This is a genomic window from Streptomyces sp. NPDC107498, assembly GCF_055582805.1.
Genome location: NZ_JBVJPE010000015.1, coordinates 95,106 through 118,654, shown reverse-complemented (window position 1 = coordinate 118,654; position 23,549 = coordinate 95,106). Strand labels below are relative to the sequence as shown.

Sequence of the window (23,549 nt, the reverse complement as noted above, 5' to 3'; positions counted from 1 at the left end):
GCTCGTTGACGGAGTGACACAGAGATGACAACCACCGCCCCGCGCCTCGGCAACGCCCTGGCCCGGCTGCTGATCCTCGCGGCCGCGCTGCTCGGCACGCTGCTCGCCGGCGCCGCCCCCGCCTCCGCGCACGCGGCGCTCACCGGCAGCGACCCGAAGGACGGGGCGGTGGTCGCCGTCGCCCCCAAGGAGGTCAACCTGACCTTCTCCGAACAGGTCGCCATGAGCGCCGACTCCATCCGGGTCCTCGACCCGGCGGGCCGACGGGCCGACACCGGCGAGATACGCGACCTGTGCAGCGGCTCCGTCGTCCGGTACGGCGTGGGACTCCGCGCCGGACTGCCCGACGGCACGTACACCGTGGCCTGGCAGGCCGTCTCGGCCGACAGCCACCCCGTCGCCGGTGCCTTCACCTTCTCCATCGGAGCTCCTTCCACGACCTCCGTCGCCCTGTCCGACCAGGCGCCCGGCGGCGGCCTCGTCGGCGCCCTGTACGGCATCGCCCGCTACCTCTCGTACGCCGGATTCGCCGTCCTCGTCGGCGGCGGCGCCTTCGTCCTGGCCTGCTGGCCGCGCGGCGCGAGCGTCCGCCCCGTCCAGCAGACCGTGGTCCGGGGCTGGCTGACCCTGACCGGCGCCACCCTGGCGATGCTGCTCCTGCGCTCCCCGTACACCGGCTCCGGGAAGCTCTCCGACGCCTTCGACCTGGCCGGCCTGAAGACCGTCCTGGAGACGAAGACCGGCGCCGCCCTCACCTCCCGGCTGCTGCTGCTCGGCGCCGCCGCGCTGTTCGTGGCCGTTCTCTTCGGCGCCTACGCCCGCCGCACCGACCCGAAGGAGAAGAAGGACCTCGCCTTCGGACTCGTCGTCGGCGGCACCGTCGTCGCCGCCGGCATCGCCGGGACCTGGGCCCTGGCCGAGCACGCCTCGACCGGCCTCCAGCCGGGCGTCGCCATGCCCGTCGACGTCCTGCACCTCCTCGCCGTCGCCGCCTGGCTCGGGGGCCTCACCGTGCTCCTCGTCGCCCTCTACCGGGCGCCGTCCGTCGAGCGCTCCGCCGTCGAGCGCTTCTCCAAGGTGGCCTTCGGCTCCGTGGCCGTCCTCGCGGCCACCGGCCTCTACCAGTCCTGGCGCCAGGTCGGCTCCTGGTCCGCGCTGACCGGCACCCGCTACGGCCAGCTGCTCCTGGTCAAGATCGGCCTCATGGCGGTCCTCATCGGCATCGCCTGGATCTCCCGCCGCTGGACCCAGCGCCTGGCGGAACCGTCACCACGGGAAACGGAAGAGCCCGAGGCCGGAGACGGTGCCGCCGGGGCCGAACTCGACGGAGCCGGGAACGACGGAGCCGGGAACGACGGAGTCGAAGCCGATGCCTCCAAGACCGACGGAGACGAGGCCGGTGCCTCCGAGGCTGCCGGCTCCGATGCCGACGCCTCCGAGGAGTCGGCTTCGTCCTCGGACGAAGCCGCCGGAGCGGTCGACCCCGCGCGGGCCGCACAGCTCGCCCGGCAGCGGGCCGCCGTCGCCACCGCCCGGCGCAAGCGGGAGCGGGACGCCGACCCCGAGCGGACCGGTCTGCGCCGCTCGGTGCTGACCGAGGCCGCCGTCGCCGTCGTCCTCCTCGCCGTGACCACCGTCCTCACCTCGACCGAGCCCGGCCGCACCGAGGAGGAGGCCGGGCGGGCCACCGCCTCCGGCCCGGCCGCCGTGCCCGACCGGCCCGTCGACATCCGGCTGCCCTTCGACACCGGCGGCGTCGACGGCAAGGGCGTCGTCCGTCTCAGCCTCGACCCCGGCCGCACCGGTGCCAACGCGCTCCACATCTTCGTCGAGCGCCCCAACGGCAAGCCGCTGGACGTCCCCGAGATCAAGCTCGCCCTCACCCTGGAGGCGAAGAACGTGGGCCCGCTGCCCGTCGCCCCCGACCGGATCCAGACCGGGCACTGGAGCGCGAGCGGCGTCCAGATCCCGATGCCGGGCGACTGGAAGATCCAGGTGACCGTCCGTACCTCCGAGATCGACCAGACCACCATCGACAAGAACGTGAAGATCGGCTGAGCCTCGTGACCGACAGCGACAACCTCGATCTCTCCCGGCGGCGCCTGCTCGGCGCCGTCGGCACGGCGGGCGCGGCCGGCCTCGTCGCCGGCGCGGCCGGTGGGGCCGGGATCTCCGCGGCCCTGTCCGACGACACCGCCGGAGCCGGCGGCGCCCCGGCCCTGACCACCGTCGGCTCGACCGCGGTGATGTTTCACGGGAAACATCAGGCCGGCATCACCACTCCCCTTCAGTCCCGTGGCCATCTGGTCGCCTTCGACCTCGCCCCGGGCGCCGGGCGCAAGGAGGCCGCTGCCCTGCTGCGCCGCTGGTCGGCCACGGCGAAGGTGCTGATGGCGGGCAAGGCCCCGGCCGAGGACACCGGAGTCGCGCTCGACGCGGGCCCGTCCTCCCTCACGGTCACCTTCGGCTTCGGCCGCACCTTCTTCGACCGCACCGGGCTCGCCCCGCGCCGTCCCGCCGAACTGGACCCGCTGCCCGCCTTCTCCTCCGACGCCCTGGACCCCCGGCGCTCGGAGGGAGATCTGTGGGTGCAGATCGGTGCCGACGACGCGCTCGTCGCCTTCCACGCGCTGCGTGCCGTCCAGAAGGACGCGGGGGACGCGGCCCGGGTGCGCTGGCAGATGAACGGCTTCAACCGCTCGGCCGGCGCCACCGCGAAGCCGATGACCGCCCGGAACCTGATGGGACAGGTCGACGGCACGGGCAATCCGAAGCCCACCGACCCGGACTTCGACCGGCGGATCTTCGTCCCGGCCGGGTCGGGCGGCGCACCGGAGTGGATGGCCGGCGGCTCGTACGCGGTGGTGCGCCGGATCCGGATGCTGCTCGACGACTGGGAGAAGCTGCCGCTGGACCGGCAGGAGAAGGTGATCGGGCGCCGGAAGTCCGACGGGGCCCCGCTCACCGGCGGCTCCGAGACCACCGAGCTCGACCTGAACAAGCTCGGGCCGGACGGGAAGCTCGTCATCCCCGACAACGCCCACTCCCGGATCTCCGCCCCCGAACAGAACGGCGGGGCGGCGATGCTGCGCAGGCCGTTCTCCTTCCACGACGGGATCGGGCCGGACGGCACGCCGGACGCGGGGCTCCTCTTCATCTGCTGGCAGGCGGACCCGCTCAGGGGCTTCGTCCCGGTGCAGCGCAAGCTCGACCGGGGCGACGCGCTGTCCGCCTTCATCCGCCACGAGGCGAGCGGGCTCTTCGCGGTCCCGGGCGGCCCCGCCGAGGGCGAGTACGTGGGCCAGCGTCTCCTGGAGGCCTGACCGCCCCGTCCGACCGTCCCGGCTCCCTGCCCCGGCGGCGACCATTAGGGTGACGTCATGTCCGCCACCCGGTACACCTATCTCGGCCCCGAAGGCACCTTCACTGAGGCGGCGCTGCGCACGCTGCCCGAGGCCGCGACCCGGGAACTCGTCCCCATGGTCTCGGTCCCGGCCGCCCTCGACGCCGTGCGGAACGGGGAGGCGGCCGCCGCGCTCGTCCCGATCGAGAACTCGGTCGAGGGCGGGGTGACCGCGACGCTGGACGAGCTGGCCTCCGGCGAGCCGCTGATGATCTACCGCGAGGTGCTCCTCCCGATCGCGTTCGCCCTGCTCGTCCGGCCCGGGACCGCGCTCTCCGAGATCAAGACGGTCACGGGCCACCCGGTGGCCCAGCCGCAGGTCCGGAACTGGCTGCGGGCCCATCTGCCCGAGGCGGTGTGGGAGTCGGCGGCCTCCAATGCGGACGGTGCCCGGCTGGTGCGGGAGGGCCGCTTCGACGCCGCCTTCGCGGGGGAGTTCGCAGCGGCGACGTACGGCCTCGAGGCGCTGGTCACGGAGATCCACGACGCGGAGAACGCCGAGACGCGGTTCGTGCTCGTGGGCCGGCCGGCCCGGCCGGCGGCTCCGACGGGCGCGGACAAGACCTCGGTGGTGCTGTGGCTGGGTGACGATCATCCGGGTGCCCTCCTCGAACTGCTCCAGGAATTCGCGGTGCGCGGGGTGAACCTGATGCTGATCCAGTCCCGGCCCACGGGAGCGGGGATCGGGAACTACTGCTTCGCCGTGGACGCCGAGGGCCATATCTCGGACCGGCGGGTGGGCGAGGCGCTGATGGGCCTCAAGCGGATCTGCCCCAAGGTGCGGTTCCTCGGCTCGTACCCCCGGGCGGGCGTCGCGGTGGAGGACGTGTCGGCGCTGCGGCGCGGGACTTCGGACGGGGAGTTCATGGAGGCCTCCGACTGGCTGGCGAGGGCCCAGGACGGTCGGGCCTGATCCGATGGTGGACGAACGCGCTCGACGGCGTGAGCGTTCGTCCACAGGTACGGACCACTAGTCCTACCTGCATACTTTTCAGTTACCCACAGAGGTTATCCACAGGCGCCCTCTCGGACCTGGGGACAAGTCGACACCCCGCCGAGACAAGGTCGACAAATCACCCGGCTCACTCCCCGTCAATCCGTGCGCCGTCCACAGCGCTTCCTTGGCGCCCCCGTCAGCGACCCTCTGTCGACCCACTCGTTGGAGCGACCAATTCCCACCCAAATGAGTGTGTGAGGGGTGCTTGATCACGAAATTCCCAGGCACGATGAGGGAAATCCGCGCGGCCCCCTTCGCAGTCCACAGTTTTTCCGCACAGCCTGTGGATAAGTGAATGCGACGCCCCGCGCCCCGACCTTTCCACGGGTCTCAATTCGGGCGAATCGACACGCGTGCCCTTATCCGGTGGGGGCACGCGAACGCGCACCGGTAGCCTGGTGGGGTGATTGACCTTCGCCTGCTCCGTGAGGACCCCGACCGTGTTCGCGCCTCCCAGCGCGCCCGTGGAGAGGACGTCGCGCTCGTCGACGCCCTGCTCTCCGCCGATGAGCGGCGCAGGTCGTCCGGCGTCCGCTTCGACGAGCTCCGATCCGAGCAGAAGGCGCTCGGCAAGCTGATCCCCAAGGCCGGCCCCGAGGAGCGCGCCGAGCTCCTGCAGAAGGCCGAGCAGCTCAAGACCGACGTGAAGGCGGCGGAGGCCGAGCAGAACGAGGCCGACGAGACGGCCAAGCAGCTGCTGCTCCAGCTCGGGAACATCGTCCACACGGACGTCCCGGTCGGCGGGGAGGAGGACTTCGTCGTCCTCGAGACGCACGGCACCATCCGCGACTTCGCGGCCGAGGGCTTCGAGCCCAAGGACCACCTGGAGCTGGGCGAGGCGCTCGGCGCCATCGACGTCGAGCGGGGCGCCAAGGTCTCCGGCTCGCGCTTCTACTACCTGACCGGCGTCGGCGCCCTCCTGGAGCTCGCCCTGGTCAACGCGGCGATCGCCCAGGCCACCGAGGCCGGCTTCATCCCCATGCTGACCCCGGCGCTGGTCCGTCCGCGCGCCATGGAGGGCACCGGCTTCCTCGGCCAGGCCGCGGAGAACGTGTACCACCTGGAGAAGGACGACTACTACCTCGTCGGCACGTCCGAGGTGCCCCTCGCCGCGTACCACATGGACGAGATCATCGAGGCCGACAAGCTGCCGCTGCGGTACGCGGGCTTCTCGCCCTGCTTCCGCCGCGAGGCCGGCACGTACGGCAAGGACACCCGGGGCATCTTCCGCGTCCACCAGTTCGACAAGGTCGAGATGTTCTCGTACGTCGCTCCGGAGGACGCCGAGGCCGAGCACAAGCGGCTCCTGGAGTGGGAGAAGCAGTGGCTGACCTCGCTGGAGCTGCCGTTCCAGGTCATCGACGTCGCCACCGGTGACCTCGGCGCCTCCGCCTCCCGCAAGTTCGACTGCGAGGCGTGGATCCCGACGCAGGGCAAGTACCGCGAGCTGACCTCCGCCTCCAACTGCGACGGCTTCCAGGCCCGCCGCCTGTCCGTCCGCATGCGCGACGACAAGGACGGCAAGAAGGTCGTGCAGCCGCTGGCCACCCTGAACGGCACGCTGTGCGCCGTACCGCGCACGATCGTGGCGATCCTCGAGAACCACCAGCTGGCCGACGGTTCCGTGCGGGTGCCGGAGGTGCTCCGTCCGTACCTCGGCGGTCGTGAGGTCCTGGAGCCGATCGCCAAGTGAGCCCCTTTCCCTACCGCCTGGTCGCGACGGACCTCGACGGCACGCTGCTGCGGTCCGACGAGTCCGTCTCGGACCGCACGCGGGACGCGCTCGCCGCCGTCACGGAGGCGGGCGCGGCGCACATCGTGGTCACCGGCCGGGCGGTGCCCTGGACCCGGCACATCCTCGACGACCTCGGCTACCGGGGGATCGCGGTGTGCGGGCAGGGCGCGCAGGTCTACCACGCCGGCGAGCACCGGCTGCTGACCTCGCTGACCCTGGACCGGCAGCTCGCGGGGCTCGCGCTCTCCAAGATCGAGGCGGAGGTGGGCCCGCTGGCGCTGGCCGCCAGCCGCGACGGTCTGGACGGCGAGGTCCTGATGGGCCCCGGTTACCGGGCGCACGAGGGACCGCTGCCGTACGTGTCGTACGAGGACCCGGCGGAGCTGTGGTCGGCGCCGCTGACCAAGCTGTACGTCCAGCATCCGACGCTGACCGACGACGAGCTGACCCGGGCGGCGCGGGAGACGGTCGGCGGGCTCGTCGACGTCGTCATGGCGGGCCCGGGCATCGTGGAGATCCTCCCGCTCGGCCTCAGCAAGGCGACCGGCCTGTCGCTCGCGGCACGCCGACTCGGCGTGAAGGCCGCGGAGACGATCGCCTTCGGCGACATGCCGAACGACATCCCGATGTTCGGCTGGGCGGCGCACGGCGTGGCCATGGGCAACGCGCACGCGGAGCTGCGGGCGGTGGCGGACGAGGTGACCGCCTCGAACGAGGAGGACGGCATCGCGCTCGTCCTGGAGCGCCTGCTGGCCGCCTGACCTGCCGACACCCGGACGAAGGCCCGCTCCCCGAGGGGAGCGGGCCTTCGTGGGTCGCGGCCCGTGCGGACCGTGGTCCGCGCGCTCGAAGCGGCCGCACCCGGGGAATCCCCCGTGTCCCCCGCGTACAACTAGTGTGCGCCGGGCGGCCGTTCGAAGGCGACCGGTTTTCCGTCGGACGGCGTCCCCCGGGTCAGCGGGTAGCAGGCCAGACCGATCGCCAGCGAGATCGCGTGACCGAGGTCGGTGTACGTGCGGTCGGTGGCGAGCGGTACGAGGAAGAACGCGGCCACCACGGCGAGGTAGATCAGGCGCCAGGGGTTCGGCAGCCGGTAGGTCAGGATCCCGGCCGAGGCGGCGAGGCCGTAGCTGACCCCGATGTCGACGACGTGCGCCATGCTGCGCGGCACGTCGTGGAGCTGGATGGCCGCCAGGACCACCTGCTGGCTGATGAGCGTGGCCGCGATGTGGGCGGTGGCGACGGTGAGGAGCCACTTCGGGGTGCCGAGCCAGCGTTCCACGGGAGCGTGGAAGACCTCGAAGAGGACCGCGTAGAGCAGGAGGTCCGCCGGGTTCTCGATCCAGAACGCACTGCCGAGCAGCGCCTGCATCGGGTGGTGCGCGAGCTGGTGGAGATTGCTGCTGTTGCGGTGGAGGAGATAGGTCCCCAGACCGTGCGGGGAGAGCGCGATGACGAGGCTGGTGATCGCGATGACCGCCAGCCACACGTGCGTACCGGGTGACGAACGCACCCACGACCTGATCGGTCGGGACGGTTCGCCACCCGGAGAGGTTTCGCTCGGCACCTTCCCGTGCCTATCACCCGAACCTGGGAGAAACCTCAGAAATTGATCATGTGTCCGGCAATACCGTGGATCGCTTCCTTCACGGCCTCGCCCAGCGTCGGGTGCGCGTGCACGTTCCGGGCGACCTCGTGGACCGTGAGGTCCCACTGCTGGGCCAGCGTCAGCTCGGGCAGCAGTTCGGTGACGTCCGGGCCGATCAGGTGGGCGCCGATGATCTCGCCGTACTTCGCGTCGGCGACGATCTTCACGAAGCCGGTGGCGTCGCCGAGGCCGTGCGCCTTGCCGTTCGCGACGAACGGGAACTTGGCGACCTTGACGTCGAAGCCCTTCTCGCGGGCCTGCGCCTCGGTCCAGCCGAAGCTGGCGATCTGCGGCTGGCAGTAGGTGGCGCGCGGGATCATCGGGTAGTCGAGCTCCATCGTCTCGGCGTCCCCGATGGTCTCGGCCGCGATGACGCCCATGGCCTCGGCGGTGTGCGCGAGCATCAGCTTCGCCGTGACGTCGCCGATGGCGTAGATGTGCGGCACGGAGGTGCGGCAGCGGCCGTCGACGTCGATCGCGCCGCGCTCGGTCAGCGCCACGCCGGTGTTCTCCAGGCCGTAGCCGGTGACGTTCGGCGCGAAGCCGATGGCCTGGAGGACCTTGTCGGCCTCCAGGACCTTCTGGGCGCCGTCCTTGCCGGTGACCGTGACGCGGACCTGCGGGCCGGACTCGTCGATGGCCTCGACGCGGGTGGAGGTCAGGACGTCGATGCCGAGCTTGCGGTACTGCTTCGCGAGCTCCTTGGAGACCTCCTCGTCCTCCAGCGGCGCGATCCGGTCGAGGAACTCGACGATCGTGACCTTGGTGCCGTAGTTGTTCAGCACGTACGCGAACTCGATGCCGATGGCGCCGGCGCCGGCGATGACGATCGACTGGGGGGCGTCCTCGGCGAGGATCTGCTGCTCGTACGAGACGACGCGGTCGCTCAGCGAGGTGCCGGGGAGCATCCGCGGGCTGGCGCCGGTGGCGATGATGCAGTTGTCGAAGGTGATCGTCTCCGAGGTGCCGTCGGCCTTGGCCACCTGGAGGGTGTTCGCGTCGAGGAAGGTGCCCCGGCCGCCGAACTCGGTGATCCCGTTCTTCTTCATCAGGAAGTGGACGCCCTTGACGCGGCCGTCCGCGACCGAGCGGCTGCGGCGGAAGGCCTCGCCGTAGTCGAAGGAGACCGTGCCGTCGACCTTGATGCCGAAGGTCTTCGCCTCGTGGTTGAAGATGTGGGCGAGCTCGGCGTTGCGCAGCAGCGCCTTGGTGGGGATGCAGCCGACGTTCAGGCAGACACCGCCCCAGTACTTCTCCTCGACGACCGCGACCCGCTTGCCCAGCTGGGCGGCGCGGATGGCGGCGACGTAGCCGCCGGGGCCAGCTCCGAGTACGACGACGTCGAAGCGGTCTGACATGACTGACTCCCGAGGGTGATGAGGGTGTTCGGTCCGCGTACGGCCCCACAGTAGTCCGCCACCCCTCGCGCGGTCAGTTGTAGGATGACTGGGTAACCGGGCGAATGGAGAGGTACGGAACGACATGGCGGCACTCAAGGCGGCGGGGCGGACCTCGCTGGTGGACTCCGTGGTGGAACAGCTGCGCACCCAGCTCACCGACGGGGAATGGGCGGTCGGCGACCGCATCCCGACCGAGCACGAACTCGCGCAGCAGCTGGGCGTGGGGCGCAACACCGTCCGCGAGGCGGTCCGGGTCCTCGTCCACGCGGGCCTCCTGGAGTCCCGCCAGGGCAACGGCACCTTCGTCAGGTCGACCGCCGATCCGTCCGCCGTGCTGCGCGGCGTCCGGCACGCGGGCGCGGCCGACGTCCTCGAACTCCGGGTCGCCCTGGAGGCCGAGGCCGCCCGTCTCGCGGCCGTCCGCCGCGACACCCACGACCTGCTGCGGCTGCGGGCCGCCCTGACCGGGCTGCGCGAGGAGGGCGACCGGGACGCGGACGCGGACCTCGCCTTCCACCTCGCGGTCGTCGGCGCCACCCACAACGCGGCCTTCGTGGAGGTGTACCGCTTCTTCTCCGCCCAGGTGCACGAGGTCCTGGTGGAGGCCCTCGGCGACCGGGAGATGCCCCCGGTCGACATCGACGCCCACGAGGCCCTGGTGGCGGCCGTCGAGGCCGGCGACCCGGAGGCGGCGGAGCGACAGGCCCGCGAACTGCTGCGGGTCCCGATGGAGACGGTCGCGGCCCTGACGGAGCAGAACCAGTGAGCTCCGGAACGCGGGCGGGAGCGGGCGGGGGCACGGCTACGGGAAGGGACTCGGGGACCGGTCCGGGCTCGGGGTCGCCGCGCACGGGCGCGGAAGCCCGCGGGCTCGTCGACGCCGAGGCCGGGGTCCGGCCGTCGGCCGAGGGGGCGGCGGCCCGGCGGGCCCTGCTCGCCCGCCCGGCGCTGCTCCTGGTCGGCATCGTGCTGGCCTCGCTCAACATGCGGGTCGCGCTGGCGAGCGTGGCGCCGCTGGTCGGCGAGATATCCGCCGCCTTCGGGCTCTCGTCGACCGCGAGCTCGCTCGTGACCTCTGTCCCGGTGCTCTTCCTCGGCCTGGGCGCCCTGGTGGCACCGTGGCTCGGACGCCGGTTCGGCGCCGAACGCGTGCTGTTCGCGGCGCTCCTGCTGCTCGGCGTCGGCATCCTCGCGCGCGTCCTGCCGTCCGTGTACGCGCTGTACGGCGGCGGGATCCTCGTCGGCACCGCGATCGCCCTGCTCAACGTGCTGATGCCGGGCCTCATCAAGCGGGACTTCCCGGACCGGGCCGCCTCGATGACCTCGGTCTACACGGGCGCGATGATCGCCGGTGCCACCGTCGCCGCGGCGGCCGCGGTCCCGCTGGAGAAGGCCCTGGGCGGCGGCTGGGAGGCCTCCCTGGGCTTCTGGTCGCTGCTCGCCGCGGTCGCGGCCCTCGCCTGGCTTCCGCAGGTGATGATCGCGCGGGGCCGCACGGGGCACGAGGTACGGGCCGTCCCGGCCGGCGGCGCCCGCCCGGTGAGCGTCTGGCGCTCGGCGCTCGCCTGGCAGGTCACCCTCTTCATGGGCCTGCAGTCGCTGTGGTCGTACGTGCTGATCGCCTGGATGCCAACGATCTTCACCGACCACGGGATGAGCCGCTCCGCGGCCGGCGTGATCTTCGCCTTCAACAACCTGATCCAGGTCGCCGGCGCCTTCGTGGTGCCGCTGCTCGCCGGCCGGATGCGCGGCCAGCGCCCGCTGGTCGTGCTGGTCACGACGCTGGTCGCGGCCGGATACGCCGGATTGATGGTGGCGCCCGTGGAGGGCGCCTGGCTCTGGTCGGCGGTCCTCGGCGTCGGTCAGGGCGGCGCCGTCGGCCTCGCCCTGACCCTGATCGTGCTGCGCTCCGGGGACGCGGTGACCGCGGCCGGACTGTCCGGCATGGCCCAGACGGTCGGCTATCTGCTGGCCGCCGCCGGGCCGCTGGCGGCCGGAGCCCTCCACCAGGCCACCGGCTCCTGGACCCTGCCGATCTGCGTGGTCCTCTGCGTCTGCGCCGCGGCCGCGGGCGTCGGACTGCTCGCCGCCCGGGACCGTACGGTCTGACGTTCCCCGGGGTGTCTACTCCTCTCCGGCCAGCTTCAGCGTGCGCAGCTTGTGGCCGGCGAACCAGGTGGCGCCGAGGGTGACGACCACGAGCAGCACGGTCGCCGTCGGCAGGGCCACGTCCGACGTGACCAGGCCGTCGCCGGTGACCTTCTCGGCCAGCGCGAGGGCCCACTGCTGAACGCTGAGGGTGCGCGCGCCGGAGATCAGGGAGCCGAAGAGCGCCTCCCACACCAGGGCGTAGACGAGGCCGATCACCACGGCGTGCCGGCTGACCGTGCCGAGCAGCAGGAAGAGCGCGCTGTAGGCGATGGAGGCGACCAGCGCGGCGACCGTGTAGGCGACGGCGACCTGCTGCCCGTTGCCGTTCAGGATGAAGCCGGCGATCAGCGTCGGCACGGCCGAGAAGACCATGGTGACGGCTATGGCCACGGTCAGCTTGGTGGTGATGATCGTCGACCGCTTCACCGGCTTGGAGAGCAGGTAGACGATGGAGCCGTCGTCGATCTCCGGGCCGATCGCGCCCGTGCCGGCGATGACGCCGATCAGCGGGACCATCGTGGCGAGCGCGAAGCCACCGAGGAGGTCGGCCGCGACCTGGTCGTCCGCGCCGTTGAGCGCGCGGACGGCCGCGGCGATGACCAGGAGCAGGGCGGGCAGGAGGAAGAGGATCGCCGCCCGGCGGCGGCCGAGGAGGGCCCGGTAGGTGAGCCGGGCGACAGTGGGGTCGTACATCGGTGTCGTACTCCTTTCAGGCCGCGACGAGATACGAGAAGACGGATTCGAGGGACTCGTCGGAGGGCGAGACCGTCAGCAGCCGGATGCCCCGCTCCCGCGCGACCTTCGGCAGCAGCTCGGTGAACCGTCCGAAGTCGACGGCCTGGATCCGCAGTCCGCCGTCCACCGCGTCCACCTCGATGCCGGCCGTGGACGGGTCGGCGATCAGGGCGGCGGCGAGCGCCCGGTCGTCGCTGGAGCGGACCAGGTAGCGGTGCGGCCGGTCCGTCATCAGGCGGCGGATCTTGCGGAAGTCACCGGAGGCCGCGTGCCGTCCGGCGACGATCACCTCGATGTGGGAGGCGAGCTGCTCGACCTCCTCCAGGATGTGCGAGGAGAACAGGACCGTGCGGCCGTCCGCGCCCATCCGCCGCAGCAGGTCCATCAGCTGCATGCGCTGGCGCGGGTCCATGCCGTTGAAGGGCTCGTCGAGCAGGAGCACGGACGGCTCGTGGACGAGGGCCGAGGCCATCTTCACGCGCTGCCGCATGCCCTTGCTGTACGTGGCGATCTTCCGGTCCTGCGCGTACTCCATCTCGACGGTGGCCAGGGCCCGCTGGGCCTCCGCCGCGCCGAGGCCCTGGAGCTCGGCGTTGGCCACGACGAACTCGCGGCCGGTGAGGAAGTCGTACATCGCCTCCCGCTCGGGGACGACGCCGATGGAGCGGTAGACCGACTCGTTGCGCCAGACCGGCTCGCCGTCGAGGCTCACGCTGCCGGTGGACGGGTCGAGGAAGCCGCCCATCATGTTGATGAGGGTGGACTTCCCGGCGCCGTTGGGGCCGAGGAGGCCGGTGACGCCGGGGCCGATCGACATCGTGATGTCGTTGACCGCCACCACGTTTCCGAACCAGCGCGAGACGTGGTCGATGTGCAGGGTGCTCACAGTCCGACCTTTCGGTAGCGGCGCATCAGGATGCCGTAGCAGGCGGCGACGAGACCGAGGACGACCAGCAGGTAGACCGCACCGGTGCCGGCCCCGACCTCCATCTCTCCGGGGAAGGAGGCGGGAGCGCCGAGGAAGGCGTTCTGCAGGCCGATGACGAGGGTGAGGGGCGAGAAGAGGCCGAGCCAGACGATGGAGCCGGTGTTCTCGGTGGCGTAGGAGATGCCCTGGAGGGTGGAGACCGCGCCGTAGGAGATGGTGAGGACGGCGATCACGGCGGCGACGCCGAAGCCACGGCGCGGGGTGAGCGCGGCCATGACCAGGCCGACGCCGGCGAAGAGCACCGACAGGATCGCTACGGAGACGAGGCCCTGGCCGAACAGCTTGGCCTGCTCGGCGAAGTCCATCTTGGCCAGCATCGAGCCGATCCACATGATGAGCAGCGGGGCGGCGGTGAGGATGAAGAGCGCCGAGGCCATCGCACCGTACTTGGCGAGCACGTAGTCCACCCGCTCGATGGGGCGGGAGAAGTACAGCGGGACCGTCCGGAACCTCAGGTCGCGGGAGACCGACTGGGGCGCCTGGGAGGCGAGGAAGACGGCGATGACGAGCTGGAGGTAGACCGCGTACTGGGTGTACTCCATGAAGAGCTTGTCGGCCTTGGTGTACACCGAGATGGCGACGATGATCAGCGCGGGCGCGCACATCACCGCGAAGAGCAGCATCGGCAGCACCTTGGACTTGGCGCTGCGGCCCAGTCCGTACGCGCCGCGCAGTGACTGCGAGAACAGCGACCGGCGCGCGTACGCCCGGCCGAGGCGCGGGCCGTCGTAGGACCGGTAGCCGATGTTGTGGATCCGGGTCGTGTCGGGGGCCTGGGAGCTCATCGAGCAGGCACCTCCTCCTGGTCCGTCGCCTTGAAGACCTCGGCGATGTGGTGGCGGCGCTGCTCCATGCGGACGAGACCGAGGCCGAGATCGGCGACGGTGTCCCGCACGAGGTCGTACGTCTCCTCGCCGGCCGCCTCCAGGAGCAGGATGTGGCCGGCGCCCGGCAGGCCGTCCTCCACGCCCTCGTGGACCGTCACGTCGGCGGCGGCGAGGGCCGCGCGGAGCGCCGCCGTGCCGTCGGGGCGGACGTCGGAGTCGGTGACCTCGACGGCGAGCGTCGTGGTGGTCCGGGTGAAGTCGCTGGTGGAACTGGAGCGCAGCAGCCGGCCGCCGTCGATGACGACGACGTGGTCGCAGGTGCGCTCCAGCTCGCCCAGCAGGTGCGAGGTGACGAGGACGGAGATGCCGAAGTCGGTCCAGACCCGGCGGATCAGTCCGAGCATCTCGTCCCGGCCGACCGGGTCGAGGCCGTTGGTCGGCTCGTCGAGGAGGACCAGCTTGGGGTCGTGGACGAGCGCCTGGGCCAGCTTCACCCGCTGCTTCATGCCCGTCGAGTAGCCGCCTATCGGGCGGTAGCGCTCCTCGTACAGGCCGACGTGGCGCAGGGTGTCGGCGGTCCGCTCCCGGGCGGCGGTCGCGGGCAGCCCGGACATCCGCGCCATGTGGACGACGAACTCGGTGGCCGAGACGTCCGGCGGGAGGCAGTCGTGCTCGGGCATGTACCCGACGCGCTCACGGATCTCGGCGCCGTGGGTCCGGACGTCGAGGCCCAGGACCTCCGCGGTGCCCTCCGTGGCGGGGGAGAGTCCGAGCAGGATTTTGATCATCGTGGACTTGCCGGCTCCGTTGGCACCCACCAGTCCGGTCACACCGGGCCCGATGTCCAGGGAGAGCCGGTCGAGAGCGGTCACCCGGGGGAACCGCTTGCTGAGGCTTTCGGTGGCGATCACAGTCACGCTTCGACGGTAGTGGTGTGCGCCACAGCAGTCGTCAGCCCAACGGCTCGATCCTTCTCCCACTTCAGGAGTACAAGCCCGTAGGGGCGTCGCGACGAAAGTCTTTCTCCCGGGCCGTCGGCCGGACTTTTCCACAGGCCGCCGTCCGCCCCCTTGACGCAGCCGCCGGGCATTGTCACATTCATCGGTGTCAAGTTACGAACGCGTAGCGCATCCGGGCGCTCACACGGGACGGCGGGTGGCATGGCCTCAGCAGTGACAGGCGAACTCTCCGCGGAGCTGCGGGGGTTCAGGGAAGTGCAGCGGCTCTCCTACGAGTGCGCGGAAGCCGTCGCGGCCCAGCTCAAGCCGGGCGTGACCGAGCGCGAGGCCGCCCGGATGCAGCGGGAGTGGCTCCACGACCGGGGCGTGCGGGACTGGTTCCACCGACCCTTCGCCTGGTTCGGCGACCGCACGGCCTTCGTGGACTTCAGGGTCCCGCTGCAGTTCTTCCCCACGAACCGGCGCCTGGAGGCGGGGATGCCGTTCATCCTCGACATGGCGCCCGTCTACAAGGGGTACACGGCCGACATCGGCTACAGCGGCTGCCTGGGCCTCGACCCCCTGCACGACAAGCTGCTCGCCGACCTGGAGGCCCACCGCGAGCTGATCCTGCACGAGGTGCGCGAGCGCCGCACGCTGCGCGAGATATACGAGGACGTGGACCGGCTCATGGTCCGCCAGGGGTACGCGAACCGGCACCGGGCCTACCCCTTCGGCGTCATCGCCCACAAGGTCGACCGGGTGAAGGAGCGCCGCTGGTCGCCGACGCTCTTCGGCTTCGGCACCCAGTCGCTCAAGGGGCTCGCGAGCGACGCCCTGCACGGTCACCGGGACGGCTGGTCGCCGCTCTGGTCGCCGTACAAGTTCTCCGACCACCCGCCCGTGCCCGGGCTGTGGGCGGTCGAGCCGCACCTCGGCTTCCGGGGTACGGGCGCGAAGTTCGAGGAGATCCTGGTCGTCACCGACTCCCGGGACCCCGAGCAGAGTGCTTTCTGGCTGGACGACGATCTGCCGCACGTGCGGCGCTGGAACGAGGGGGCGGTCTGATGGCGGGGCTGAACGGGGCGCGGGAGCGCCGGGTCCGGACGGGCGGGATCGAGCTGTGCGTCGCCGAGCTCGGCGACGCGGACCGGCCGACCGTCCTGCTCGTGCACGGATACCCGGACTCCAAGGAGGTGTGGTCGGAGGTCGCGGTCCGGCTGGCCGAGGAGTTCCACGTGGTGCTGTACGACGTCCGGGGCCACGGCCGGTCGACGGCGCCGGTCCCGCTGCGCGGCGGCTTCACGCTGGAGAAGCTGACGGACGACTTCCTCGCGGTCGCCGACGCCGTCAGCCCGGACCGGCCGGTCCACCTCGTCGGCCACGACTGGGGCTCGGTGCAGTCCTGGGAGTTCGCCACCGTGTCGCGCACCGAGGGCCGGATCGCCTCCTTCACCTCGATGTCGGGGCCCTCGCTCGACCACTTCGGGCACTGGATCAAGCAGCGGATGACCCGGCCCACCCCGCGCCGGGTCGGCCAGCTCCTCGGCCAGGGCGCCAAGTCCTGGTACGTGTACATGCTGCACACGCCCGTGCTGCCGGAGCTCGCCTGGCGCGGCCCGCTCGGCAAGCGCTGGCCGAAGGTCCTGGAGCGGATGGAGAAGGTCCCCGCCGGCGACTACCCGACGTCCTCCCTGCCGAACGACGCGGCGCACGGAGCCTGGCTCTACCGGGACAACGTCCGGGCCCGGCTCGGCCGGCCGCGCCCCGACGCGTACGCGCACGCGCCCGTGCAGCTGATCACGCCGACCGGGGACGCGTTCCTCTCCGAGCGGCTCTACGACGACCTGGGCACCTGGGTCCCGGACCTGACCCGGCGCACCCTGCCGGCCAAGCACTGGGTGCCGCGCACCCGGCCGGACCAGCTGTCCGCCTGGATCGCCGAGTTCGTCCGGGCCAACGAGGACGCGGCGACCAGGGCGCCGAAGCCGATCGCGGCGAAGAGCGGCGTGAAGCCGGCGTACGCGGAGCGGTTCGGCGGCCAGCTCGTCCTGGTCACCGGGGCGGCCAGCGGCATCGGCCGGGCCACCGCCTTCGCGTTCGCGGAGGCCGGCGCCCGGGTGGTGGCCGTGGACCGGGACGCCGAGGGGGCGGCCCGCACGGCGGAGATGGCACGCCTGATCGGTGCCCCGGAGGCCTGGGGCGAGCCGGTCGACGTGGCCGACGAGCAGGCGATGGAGAAGCTGGCCGCGAAGGTGGCGGCCGAGTACGGCGTGGTCGACGTCCTGGTCAACAACGCGGGCATCGGTCTCACCGGCTCCTTCTTCGAGACCTCGGGCGAGGAGTGGAAGCGGGTCCTGGACGTCAACCTGTGGGGCGTCATCCACGGCTGCCGCTTCTTCGGTGCGCAGATGGCCGCGCGCGGCCAGGGCGGCCACATCGTCAACACCGCCTCGGCGGCGGCCTTCCAGCCCTCCCGGGCACTGCCCGCGTACAGCACGTCGAAGGCGGCGGTGCTGATGCTCAGCGAGTGCCTGCGCGCCGAACTGGCCGACCAGGGCATCGGGGTGTCGGCGATATGCCCCGGCATCGTCAACACCAACATCACGGCGACCGCGCGGTTCGCCGGGGTCACGGACGCGGCCGAGGAGAAGCGGCGGCAGCAGAAGGCCTCCCGGCTGTACGGGCTGCGGAACTACCCGCCGGAGAAGGTCGCGGACGCGATCCTGGGGGCGGTCCTGCACGACCGGGCCGTCGTCCCGGTGACCCCCGAGGCCCGGGGCGCCCACCTCCTGTCCCGGCTCAGCCCCGGTGCCCTGCGGACGCTGGCCCGCTGGCAGCCGCCGGCCTGACCGTCGGACCGACCGGGCCCGGGCCGGTGGCCACGCCGTCGTGACCGGCAGGACCCAGGTCAGTGGCCACGCCGTCGTGACCGGCAGGGCCCGGGCCGGGTCGGCGGTCGTACGATCCCTCCCAGGAGGGGCTCCGCGGTGGCGGGGCGGAGGACGCGGGTGGTGGGAGCGGGTTTGTCCGAGCAGTCAGCACAGCCGGAGTACCGGATCGAGGATCTCGCCCACCACAGCGGGGCCACGGTCCGGACGATCCGCGCCTACCAGGACCGTGGTCTGCTGCCCCGCCCGGAGCGGCGGGGCAGGTCGAACGTGTACGGGGACGCGCACCTCGCGCGGCTCCGGCAGATCGCCGACCTCCTCGACCGGGGCTACACCCTGGCCTCGATCAAGGAGCTCCTGGAGGCCTGGGACACCGGCCGGGGGCTCGGCGGGGTGCTGGGCCTGGTCGCGGAGGTCCACGGACCGTGGACGGACGAGGAGGCGGACCGGATCTCCCGCGCGGAGCTGGACGCCCGCTTCGGCGGCACGCCGGACGAGGAGGCCATCCGGGAGGCGGTCGAGCTCGGCGTACTGGAGCGGCTGCCGGGCCGGGAGGACGAGGAGTACCTCGTCCCGAGCCCGCAGGAACTGGCGGTGGCGGCCGAGTTGTACGCGGCGGGGGTGCCGTTGGCGGCGATCACCGGTCACCTGAGGGAACTTCGCGATCAGGTCGAGCACATCGCGTCCCGTTTCCTGGAGTTCACGACCGAGCACGTCTTCGCGCGCTACCTGGAGCACCGGCCGCCGACGGACGCGGACGCGACCGAGGCGGCGACGATGGTGCGGCGCCTCAGGCCGCTCGCCCAGCAGACGGTGGACGCCGAACTGGCACGCGCCATGCGCTTGTTGGCCACGCGGCACCTCCAGATCCATCTGTCGCCGGATCCGCCCCGGGCGAAGGACGATCAGCCGCGCGCGGTGTCGCTCCCGGCCGGGACGATAAGGGCCGTGCAGGGCCTGGTCGGCGCGGAGGGCGTGGAGGCCTTCATCGCGGCGGCCACGGAACGAGAGGTGAACAAAAGGACATTGGATACCCTTGCCTCAAGTCGCAGCATAACGGACTAATTTACCCAATCTCCCTGGAAGTGCAGCGCTGTTGTCCACAGAAGTGCCAACATCCCTGTGGATAACTAGCCTTGCTTGTGGATCAAACCTGCGCGCTCGAATTCGATGGTGAAGGGTTCCACGCTCCGGCATCCTGACGGCATGAACCGAAGACAACCACCCGACGAACGTCGCACGGTGAAGGTGTCGAAGTACCTCTCCAAGCATCTGCGTCACCAGCCCGAGCGCATCGGGCTCGTCCTCGACGCGCACGGCTGGACCGAGATCGACGACCTGCTCCGGGCCGCCGCGGAGCACGGCTTCCCCTTCACCCGCGAGGAGCTGGACCACGTCGTCGAGACCAACGACAAGAAGCGCTTCGCCGTCGAGGGCACCCGCATCCGTGCGAGCCAGGGCCACACCGTCGCGGTCGACCTCGACCTGCCGGCCGCCGAACCGCCCGCGTACCTCTACCACGGCACGGTCGCGGACCGGCTCCCCGCGATCCGGGCGGAAGGCCTGCGGCCCATGGCCCGCCACCACGTCCACCTCTCCCCCGACCGGAAGACGGCGACCCGGGTCGGCGCGCGCCGGGGGCGGCCCGTCGTGCTGAGCGTCGACGCCGGTGCCATGCGGCGGGCCGGACACGTCTTCCGCGTCAGCGCCAACGGGGTCTGGCTGACCGACGCCGTCCCGCCGGAGTTCCTCCGCTTCCCCTCCTGAGCCCGCAGGTCCGGGCCCGCACACTTCGACCCGTACGCACCTCGGCCCATGCGCGCCTCGGCTCGCGCACTTCGGCCCATACGCACCTCGGCCCATGCGCACCTCGGGCCCGTGCTCGGGAGCGGGGCTCAAGGGCGATCGGGCATGATCGTTCCCATGCCCCGTCCGCACCTGCCCACCACCGAAGCAGCCGTCACCGCGATCCGCGAGATCGCCCGGGAATTCCACCTGGAGATGACGGTGACCGACGACATCGGCGCGGACCGGACCTCCCGGCGCATCTCGTCCGGCGCGTTCGCCGTCCTCGACCCGGACGGATCGCTGCCGCACGAGGCCTACGTCGAACTGGGCGGCTCCCCCTCGGTCACGGTCCAGGTCTTCCCCGAGGACGACGCCAGGATCACCGTGGACGGGATCGAGTTCGCGGACGTGCCCCGCGACGCCGTCCCCGCCTTCCTCCGCTCCGTCCACGGCGGCCTCGCCCGTGTGAAGGGGCGGTTCTTCCCGCCCGGCTGGTGGCTGATCGTCCCGCTGCCCGGCGACGAGACGTACAAGGAGCTCGTCCCCGGCACCTCGCTCACCCCCTGGATGAGCTCCCGCGTCCACTGATCGCCACGGGCTCGGAGACATGCCCCCGTGCCTGAGCGGCGTGATCCTGCCCGTCGCCCACCGGCACGCATCCGCTCGCGTCCGAGGGAATCGCGAGCGCCGGAAGAGAGTCGGCGGCACCGGTCCGGGAAGACGGTGACCATGGGTGACATTCTCGTCGGCGCGTGTTCATGGACGGACAAGGAGCTGCTGGCCAGCGGCTGGTACCCGAAAGGCCACCGCGGCGCGGAGGCCAGGCTGCGGCACTACACCACGAAGTTCCCGCTGGTCGAAGTGGACGCCACCTACTACGCGTTGCCCAGCACGCGGAACAGCGTCCTCTGGGTCGAGCGTTCGCCGGCCGGTTTCCGCTTCGACGTGAAGGCGTTCTCGTTGCTGACCGGTCATCCGACACGACCCGCCTCGCTGCCGGCCGATCTGCGGACGGCAGTGGCCGGGCGGCGCGGTCGGGAGGAGGTGGACCCCGGGCTGCTGGACGAGGTGTGGGACCGTTTCAGCGGAGCCCTCGAACCCCTGCGCCAGGCGGAACGCCTGGGGACGGTTCTCTTCCAGTTCCCTCCGTGGCTGGCTCCGAGCCCGTCGGCGGCGTCGATGCTGCGCCAGTGCCGGGAACGCACCGCGGGCTGGCCGGTGGCGGTGGAGTTCCGGCATCCCGACTGGTGGCGGCCGGACCGCTCCGCCTCCACCTTCGGCCTGCTGGCGGAGCTGGACCTGACCGCCGTGGCCGTGGACATGGTGCAGTCGCTCCCCACGTCCATCCCGCCGGTCACCCCGGTCACCTCCGACCGGCTCGCGGTCGTGCGCTTCCACGGCCGCAACCGCGCCTGGGGGACGGGCACGAAGGAGGAGCGGTTCCGCCACCGGTACACGCCCGAGGAGCTCTCCTCCTGGACGCCGGCCGTCCGCGCGATGGCCGACCGGGCCCGCGAGGTCCACGTCCTCTTCAACAACTGCTGCGGCGACGCGGCCGTCCGCGCCGCCGAGACGATGAGCCACCTGCTCGGAGCGCCGTCCGAAGCCGATCGGGCGGACGGCCCGGGCGACGCGACGCGCCTGTTCTGAGCGGCCGGGGGCGGGCCGCCGAGCCGGGAACCGGTCGGGGCCGACGCCCGGCCGGAGGGGTCCCGTAGGGTCGACGGCATGCGACTGAGCACGGTGATCCTCCCCATCCACCGGTGGAGCGAGGGGCAGAAGACCTGGCGGCGGGCCGAAGACCTCGGTTTCCACGCCGCGTACACCTACGACCACCTCTCCTGGCGGAGCTTCCGCGACGGCCCGTGGTTCGGCGCGCTGCCCACGCTCACCGCGGCGGCAGCGGCCACCGAGCGGATCCGCCTCGGCACCCTCGTGACCTCGCCGAACTTCCGGCACCCGGTGACGCTCGCCAAGGAGCTGATCACGCTGGACGACGTCTCCGGCGGACGGATCACCCTCGGCATCGGCGCGGGCGGCAACGGCTTCGACGCCACCGTGCTCGGGCAGGAGGCGTGGACGCCGAAGGAGCGGGCCGACCGGTTCGGCGAGTTCGTGGCGCTCCTCGACCGGCTCCTCACCGAGGACGCGGTGACCGAGCGGGGCACGTTCTACTCGGCCGACGAGGCGCGGAACGTCCCCGGCTGCGTCCAGCGCCCGAGGCTGCCGTTCGCGGTGGCGGCGACCGGACCGCGCGGGCTGAGGCTGGCCGCGCGACACGGCCAGGCGTGGGTGACCACCGGCGACCCGAAGCTGTACGAGGAGGGGACGCCCGAGCAGTCGGTGGCGGCCCTGCGCGGCCAGGTCGAGAAGCTCGCCAAGGCGTGCGCCGAATCCGGTCGGGACGTCGCCGGACTGGACAAGGTCCTGCTGACCGGTTTCACCCCGGACCGGGGGCGGCCTCTGGAGTCCGTGGACGCCTTCGTCGACTTCGCCGGGCGGCACCGGGAGCTCGGCTTCACCGAGATCGTGATCCACTGGCCGATCCCGGACTCCGGCTTCGCCGCCGACCAGACCGTCTTCGAGAAGATCGCCACCGAGGCGCTCGCCCAGCTGGACTGAGCGTCCCGGCCCGCCCGGGGGCGGTGCCCGTCAGGCCGTGTGCCGGGCGTGGCTCCGCCACAGGGCGAGCAGGACCGGGGAGTCGGCCGGTGCCGGGCGCGCCGGGCAGACGTCGAAGTGGCTGACCCGACACCTGTCCGACGGCAGGGCCGCGCCCAGGCCGACCGCTGTCCCGTCGCCGCCGACCCGCCAGCGCCTGCCGGCCGGTACGAGCCGGGCCGCCAGTTCCCCGGGCTCGATCATGATCCAGCGCCCGCGCACCGTGCGGTGCCACTCGGCGCGCGCCCCGCACCGGTCACAGACCGCGAGTCCCGGATCCCGGGCGCCCGGACCCGAGTGCCCGGGATCCGGGCCCCGTGCGTCCGGATCCCATGCGTCCGGTGCCCCGCTCCCGGGCCCGACGCCGTCCTGCACGGCGTCCCCGGGCCCGAACAGATCCCGTACGGTGCCCCCGGCCCCGTCGCGTACGGCACTCCCGGCCGCGTCACGCACGCCGCTCCCCGACCGCGTCCGCTGCGCCACGACGCGGGCGCCCCGGGCCACGTCGGCGGCCAGGCCGGCCAGGACGTCGCCCACCAGCACCGGGTCCCGCGTGGGGTGCGCCGCTCCGACCCGCTCGCACTCCGCGCAGAGGGCCATGCCGAGGCTCGCGATCCACGCCCCGTACGGCGTGCCGCAGCAGTCGCACTCCGCGCCTCGCCGGCCCGCGACCATGCCCCGCCCTCCCTGGAGACGCCGTCAGCTCCCAGGGGTCTTCCCCCGTCACGGCCGGAACGAACGGGTGTTTACGGCCATGTCCTGGCGCACACCGGCGCACACCGGGTACGCCCGCTCCGCGCCGACTCAGCGCCCGCTCCGCGCCGACTCCGCACCAGCTCAGTGCCGGCTCCGCGCGGCCCTCGCTCAGTCCGGGCGCTTCGGCAGGTGGCGGTAGCCCGGGTGCACGCCGGGGGTGAGGCCCTGCTGTTCGGCGATCCGCCCGAGGAGCGCCGTCAGCCGGGCCCGGTCGTCCTCGTCGAGCGCGGCGAACAGGTCGTCCTCGTGCAGCGCGGCGACCTCACGGACGCGTCCGAGCGCGCGGCGGCCGTCCTCGGAGACGTACAGCTCGTGGTGGCGCCGGTCCTCGGCGCTGCGGCGCCGCTCGACGAGCCCCTTCCTCTCCAGGTTGTCGATGAGCGCGACGACCCGGCTCGGGACGACGCCGAGGTCGGCGGCGAGGGAGCGCTGGCTCCGTCCCGGTTCCGTGGCGATCATCCGCAACAGGCCGACGTCCGGCGGGGCGAGCCCGAGCTCGCCGACGCGCTCGCCGAAGCGTCCCGCCGCGTGCGCCCCGAGCTGGGCGAGCAGGAACGCTCCGCCGCGCGGGGGCGGGGCCGTCGCCGCTCCGGAATCTTCCACTGGTTGCCGGTCACTGCTCACGGGGCTA

The 23,549-nt window shown here is 72.2% G+C and carries 22 protein-coding genes; 14 read left to right on the top strand and 8 right to left on the bottom strand.

What is annotated here, in order from left to right:
* Positions 1–24: 24 nt before the first annotated feature.
* The 5 genes from ACZ66Z_RS25095 to ACZ66Z_RS25075 all read left to right on the top strand — a co-directional run bounded on the left by ACZ66Z_RS25095 (position 25) and on the right by ACZ66Z_RS25075 (position 6,896).
* Positions 25–2,058, top strand: a complete 2,034-nt coding sequence (locus tag ACZ66Z_RS25095; RefSeq protein WP_469937513.1) for a copper resistance CopC/CopD family protein — start codon at positions 25–27, stop codon at positions 2,056–2,058.
* 5 nt (positions 2,059–2,063) lie between these two features.
* Entirely contained in the window at positions 2,064–3,323 is a 1,260-nt protein-coding gene (gene efeB / locus ACZ66Z_RS25090; protein ID WP_469937511.1) for an iron uptake transporter deferrochelatase/peroxidase subunit, read from the top strand.
* A 57-nt stretch (positions 3,324–3,380) separates the two neighbouring features.
* On the top strand, positions 3,381–4,316 hold the full coding sequence (pheA, locus tag ACZ66Z_RS25085; protein ID WP_469937510.1) for a prephenate dehydratase: 936 nt from the start codon (positions 3,381–3,383) through the stop codon (positions 4,314–4,316).
* A 487-nt stretch (positions 4,317–4,803) separates the two neighbouring features.
* Positions 4,804–6,093 (top strand): serine--tRNA ligase, encoded by a 1,290-nt coding sequence (gene serS / locus ACZ66Z_RS25080; RefSeq protein ID WP_469937509.1) that lies wholly within the window; start codon positions 4,804–4,806, stop codon positions 6,091–6,093.
* Positions 6,090–6,896 (top strand): HAD family hydrolase, encoded by an 807-nt coding sequence (locus tag ACZ66Z_RS25075; protein WP_469937507.1) that lies wholly within the window; start codon positions 6,090–6,092, stop codon positions 6,894–6,896. The genes serS and ACZ66Z_RS25075 overlap by 4 nt, the downstream gene beginning before the upstream one ends.
* A gap of 131 nt (positions 6,897–7,027) precedes the next feature.
* On the opposite strand, the gene ACZ66Z_RS25070 is transcribed toward ACZ66Z_RS25075, so the two are convergent.
* Positions 7,028–7,648 (bottom strand): rhomboid-like protein, encoded by a 621-nt coding sequence (locus tag ACZ66Z_RS25070; RefSeq protein ID WP_469937505.1) that lies wholly within the window; start codon positions 7,646–7,648, stop codon positions 7,028–7,030.
* 89 nt (positions 7,649–7,737) lie between these two features.
* The gene (gene lpdA / locus ACZ66Z_RS25065) at positions 7,738–9,141 is read right to left on the bottom strand and encodes a dihydrolipoyl dehydrogenase (protein ID WP_469937503.1); all 1,404 of its coding nucleotides are present in this window, start codon (positions 9,139–9,141) and stop codon (positions 7,738–7,740) included.
* Between the two features lie 124 nt (positions 9,142–9,265).
* Between lpdA and ACZ66Z_RS25060 the strand changes: the two genes are divergently transcribed.
* Both ACZ66Z_RS25060 and ACZ66Z_RS25055 read left to right on the top strand, forming a co-directional pair.
* Positions 9,266–9,949, top strand: a complete 684-nt coding sequence (locus ACZ66Z_RS25060) for a FadR/GntR family transcriptional regulator (RefSeq protein WP_469937501.1) — start codon at positions 9,266–9,268, stop codon at positions 9,947–9,949.
* Positions 9,946–11,292, top strand: a complete 1,347-nt coding sequence (locus ACZ66Z_RS25055; protein WP_469937499.1) for a CynX/NimT family MFS transporter — start codon at positions 9,946–9,948, stop codon at positions 11,290–11,292. The genes ACZ66Z_RS25060 and ACZ66Z_RS25055 overlap by 4 nt, the downstream gene beginning before the upstream one ends.
* A gap of 15 nt (positions 11,293–11,307) precedes the next feature.
* Here the strand turns inward: ACZ66Z_RS25055 and ACZ66Z_RS25050 are convergent, their stop codons facing one another.
* From ACZ66Z_RS25050 to ACZ66Z_RS25035, 4 genes are read right to left on the bottom strand one after another with little or no spacing between them, the layout of a single operon-like run.
* A complete protein-coding gene (locus ACZ66Z_RS25050; protein ID WP_469937497.1) occupies positions 11,308–12,027 on the bottom strand; it encodes an ABC transporter permease in 720 nt (239 codons plus the stop codon).
* 16 nt (positions 12,028–12,043) lie between these two features.
* Positions 12,044–12,955, bottom strand: a complete 912-nt coding sequence (locus ACZ66Z_RS25045; RefSeq protein ID WP_469937496.1) for an ABC transporter ATP-binding protein — start codon at positions 12,953–12,955, stop codon at positions 12,044–12,046.
* Positions 12,952–13,842, bottom strand: coding sequence for an ABC transporter permease (locus ACZ66Z_RS25040; RefSeq protein ID WP_469937494.1), 891 nt, complete (start codon positions 13,840–13,842; stop codon positions 12,952–12,954). Before ACZ66Z_RS25040 ends, ACZ66Z_RS25045 begins: the two co-directional genes overlap by 4 nt.
* Positions 13,839–14,795, bottom strand: a complete 957-nt coding sequence (locus tag ACZ66Z_RS25035; protein ID WP_469937644.1) for an ABC transporter ATP-binding protein — start codon at positions 14,793–14,795, stop codon at positions 13,839–13,841. Before ACZ66Z_RS25035 ends, ACZ66Z_RS25040 begins: the two co-directional genes overlap by 4 nt.
* 249 nt (positions 14,796–15,044) lie before the next feature.
* On the opposite strand from ACZ66Z_RS25035, the gene ACZ66Z_RS25030 reads away from it, so the two are divergent.
* From ACZ66Z_RS25030 to ACZ66Z_RS25000, 7 genes are all read left to right on the top strand, one after another.
* Complete coding sequence (locus ACZ66Z_RS25030; RefSeq protein ID WP_469937492.1) at positions 15,045–15,890, top strand: M24 family metallopeptidase; 846 nt, start codon at positions 15,045–15,047, stop codon at positions 15,888–15,890.
* Positions 15,890–17,674, top strand: coding sequence for an SDR family oxidoreductase (locus tag ACZ66Z_RS25025; RefSeq protein WP_469937490.1), 1,785 nt, complete (start codon positions 15,890–15,892; stop codon positions 17,672–17,674). The genes ACZ66Z_RS25030 and ACZ66Z_RS25025 overlap by 1 nt, the downstream gene beginning before the upstream one ends.
* Before the next feature lie 174 nt (positions 17,675–17,848).
* The gene (locus tag ACZ66Z_RS25020) at positions 17,849–18,778 is read left to right on the top strand and encodes a MerR family transcriptional regulator (RefSeq protein WP_469937488.1); all 930 of its coding nucleotides are present in this window, start codon (positions 17,849–17,851) and stop codon (positions 18,776–18,778) included.
* A gap of 141 nt (positions 18,779–18,919) precedes the next feature.
* Complete coding sequence (locus ACZ66Z_RS25015; protein ID WP_469937486.1) at positions 18,920–19,480, top strand: RNA 2'-phosphotransferase; 561 nt, start codon at positions 18,920–18,922, stop codon at positions 19,478–19,480.
* A gap of 156 nt (positions 19,481–19,636) precedes the next feature.
* A complete protein-coding gene (locus ACZ66Z_RS25010; protein WP_469937484.1) occupies positions 19,637–20,089 on the top strand; it encodes a hypothetical protein in 453 nt (150 codons plus the stop codon).
* A gap of 141 nt (positions 20,090–20,230) precedes the next feature.
* Positions 20,231–21,151: a DUF72 domain-containing protein gene (locus ACZ66Z_RS25005; protein ID WP_469937482.1), complete on the top strand. Its 921-nt coding sequence runs from the start codon at positions 20,231–20,233 to the stop codon at positions 21,149–21,151.
* A 78-nt stretch (positions 21,152–21,229) separates the two neighbouring features.
* Positions 21,230–22,123, top strand: coding sequence for an LLM class flavin-dependent oxidoreductase (locus tag ACZ66Z_RS25000; protein WP_469937480.1), 894 nt, complete (start codon positions 21,230–21,232; stop codon positions 22,121–22,123).
* 30 nt (positions 22,124–22,153) lie between these two features.
* Here ACZ66Z_RS25000 and ACZ66Z_RS24995 read toward each other — a convergent pair whose 3' ends face one another.
* Positions 22,154–22,837 (bottom strand): DUF6083 domain-containing protein, encoded by a 684-nt coding sequence (locus ACZ66Z_RS24995; protein WP_469937478.1) that lies wholly within the window; start codon positions 22,835–22,837, stop codon positions 22,154–22,156.
* 189 nt (positions 22,838–23,026) lie between these two features.
* On the bottom strand, positions 23,027–23,521 hold the full coding sequence (locus ACZ66Z_RS24990; protein WP_469937476.1) for a MarR family winged helix-turn-helix transcriptional regulator: 495 nt from the start codon (positions 23,519–23,521) through the stop codon (positions 23,027–23,029).
* Between the last annotated feature and the right edge of the window lie 28 nt (positions 23,522–23,549).

What these genes read in the sequence shown, in the direction of transcription:
- ACZ66Z_RS25095 (WP_469937513.1), top strand. Translation starts at nt 25, where the DNA reads ATGACAACCACCGCCCCGCGCCTCGGCAACGCCCTGGCCCGGCTGCTG.
- pheA (WP_469937510.1), top strand. Translation starts at nt 3,381, where the DNA reads ATGTCCGCCACCCGGTACACCTATCTCGGCCCCGAAGGCACCTTCACT.
- lpdA (WP_469937503.1), bottom strand. Translation starts at nt 9,141, where the DNA reads ATGTCAGACCGCTTCGACGTCGTCGTACTCGGAGCTGGCCCCGGCGGC.
- ACZ66Z_RS25060 (WP_469937501.1), top strand. Translation starts at nt 9,266, where the DNA reads ATGGCGGCACTCAAGGCGGCGGGGCGGACCTCGCTGGTGGACTCCGTG.
- ACZ66Z_RS25050 (WP_469937497.1), bottom strand. Translation starts at nt 12,027, where the DNA reads ATGTACGACCCCACTGTCGCCCGGCTCACCTACCGGGCCCTCCTCGGC.
- ACZ66Z_RS25040 (WP_469937494.1), bottom strand. Translation starts at nt 13,842, where the DNA reads ATGAGCTCCCAGGCCCCCGACACGACCCGGATCCACAACATCGGCTAC.
- ACZ66Z_RS25030 (WP_469937492.1), top strand. Translation starts at nt 15,045, where the DNA reads ATGGCCTCAGCAGTGACAGGCGAACTCTCCGCGGAGCTGCGGGGGTTC.
- ACZ66Z_RS25025 (WP_469937490.1), top strand. Translation starts at nt 15,890, where the DNA reads ATGGCGGGGCTGAACGGGGCGCGGGAGCGCCGGGTCCGGACGGGCGGG.
- ACZ66Z_RS25015 (WP_469937486.1), top strand. Translation starts at nt 18,920, where the DNA reads ATGAACCGAAGACAACCACCCGACGAACGTCGCACGGTGAAGGTGTCG.
- ACZ66Z_RS25010 (WP_469937484.1), top strand. Translation starts at nt 19,637, where the DNA reads ATGCCCCGTCCGCACCTGCCCACCACCGAAGCAGCCGTCACCGCGATC.
- ACZ66Z_RS25005 (WP_469937482.1), top strand. Translation starts at nt 20,231, where the DNA reads ATGGGTGACATTCTCGTCGGCGCGTGTTCATGGACGGACAAGGAGCTG.
- ACZ66Z_RS25000 (WP_469937480.1), top strand. Translation starts at nt 21,230, where the DNA reads ATGCGACTGAGCACGGTGATCCTCCCCATCCACCGGTGGAGCGAGGGG.
- ACZ66Z_RS24995 (WP_469937478.1), bottom strand. Translation starts at nt 22,837, where the DNA reads ATGGTCGCGGGCCGGCGAGGCGCGGAGTGCGACTGCTGCGGCACGCCG.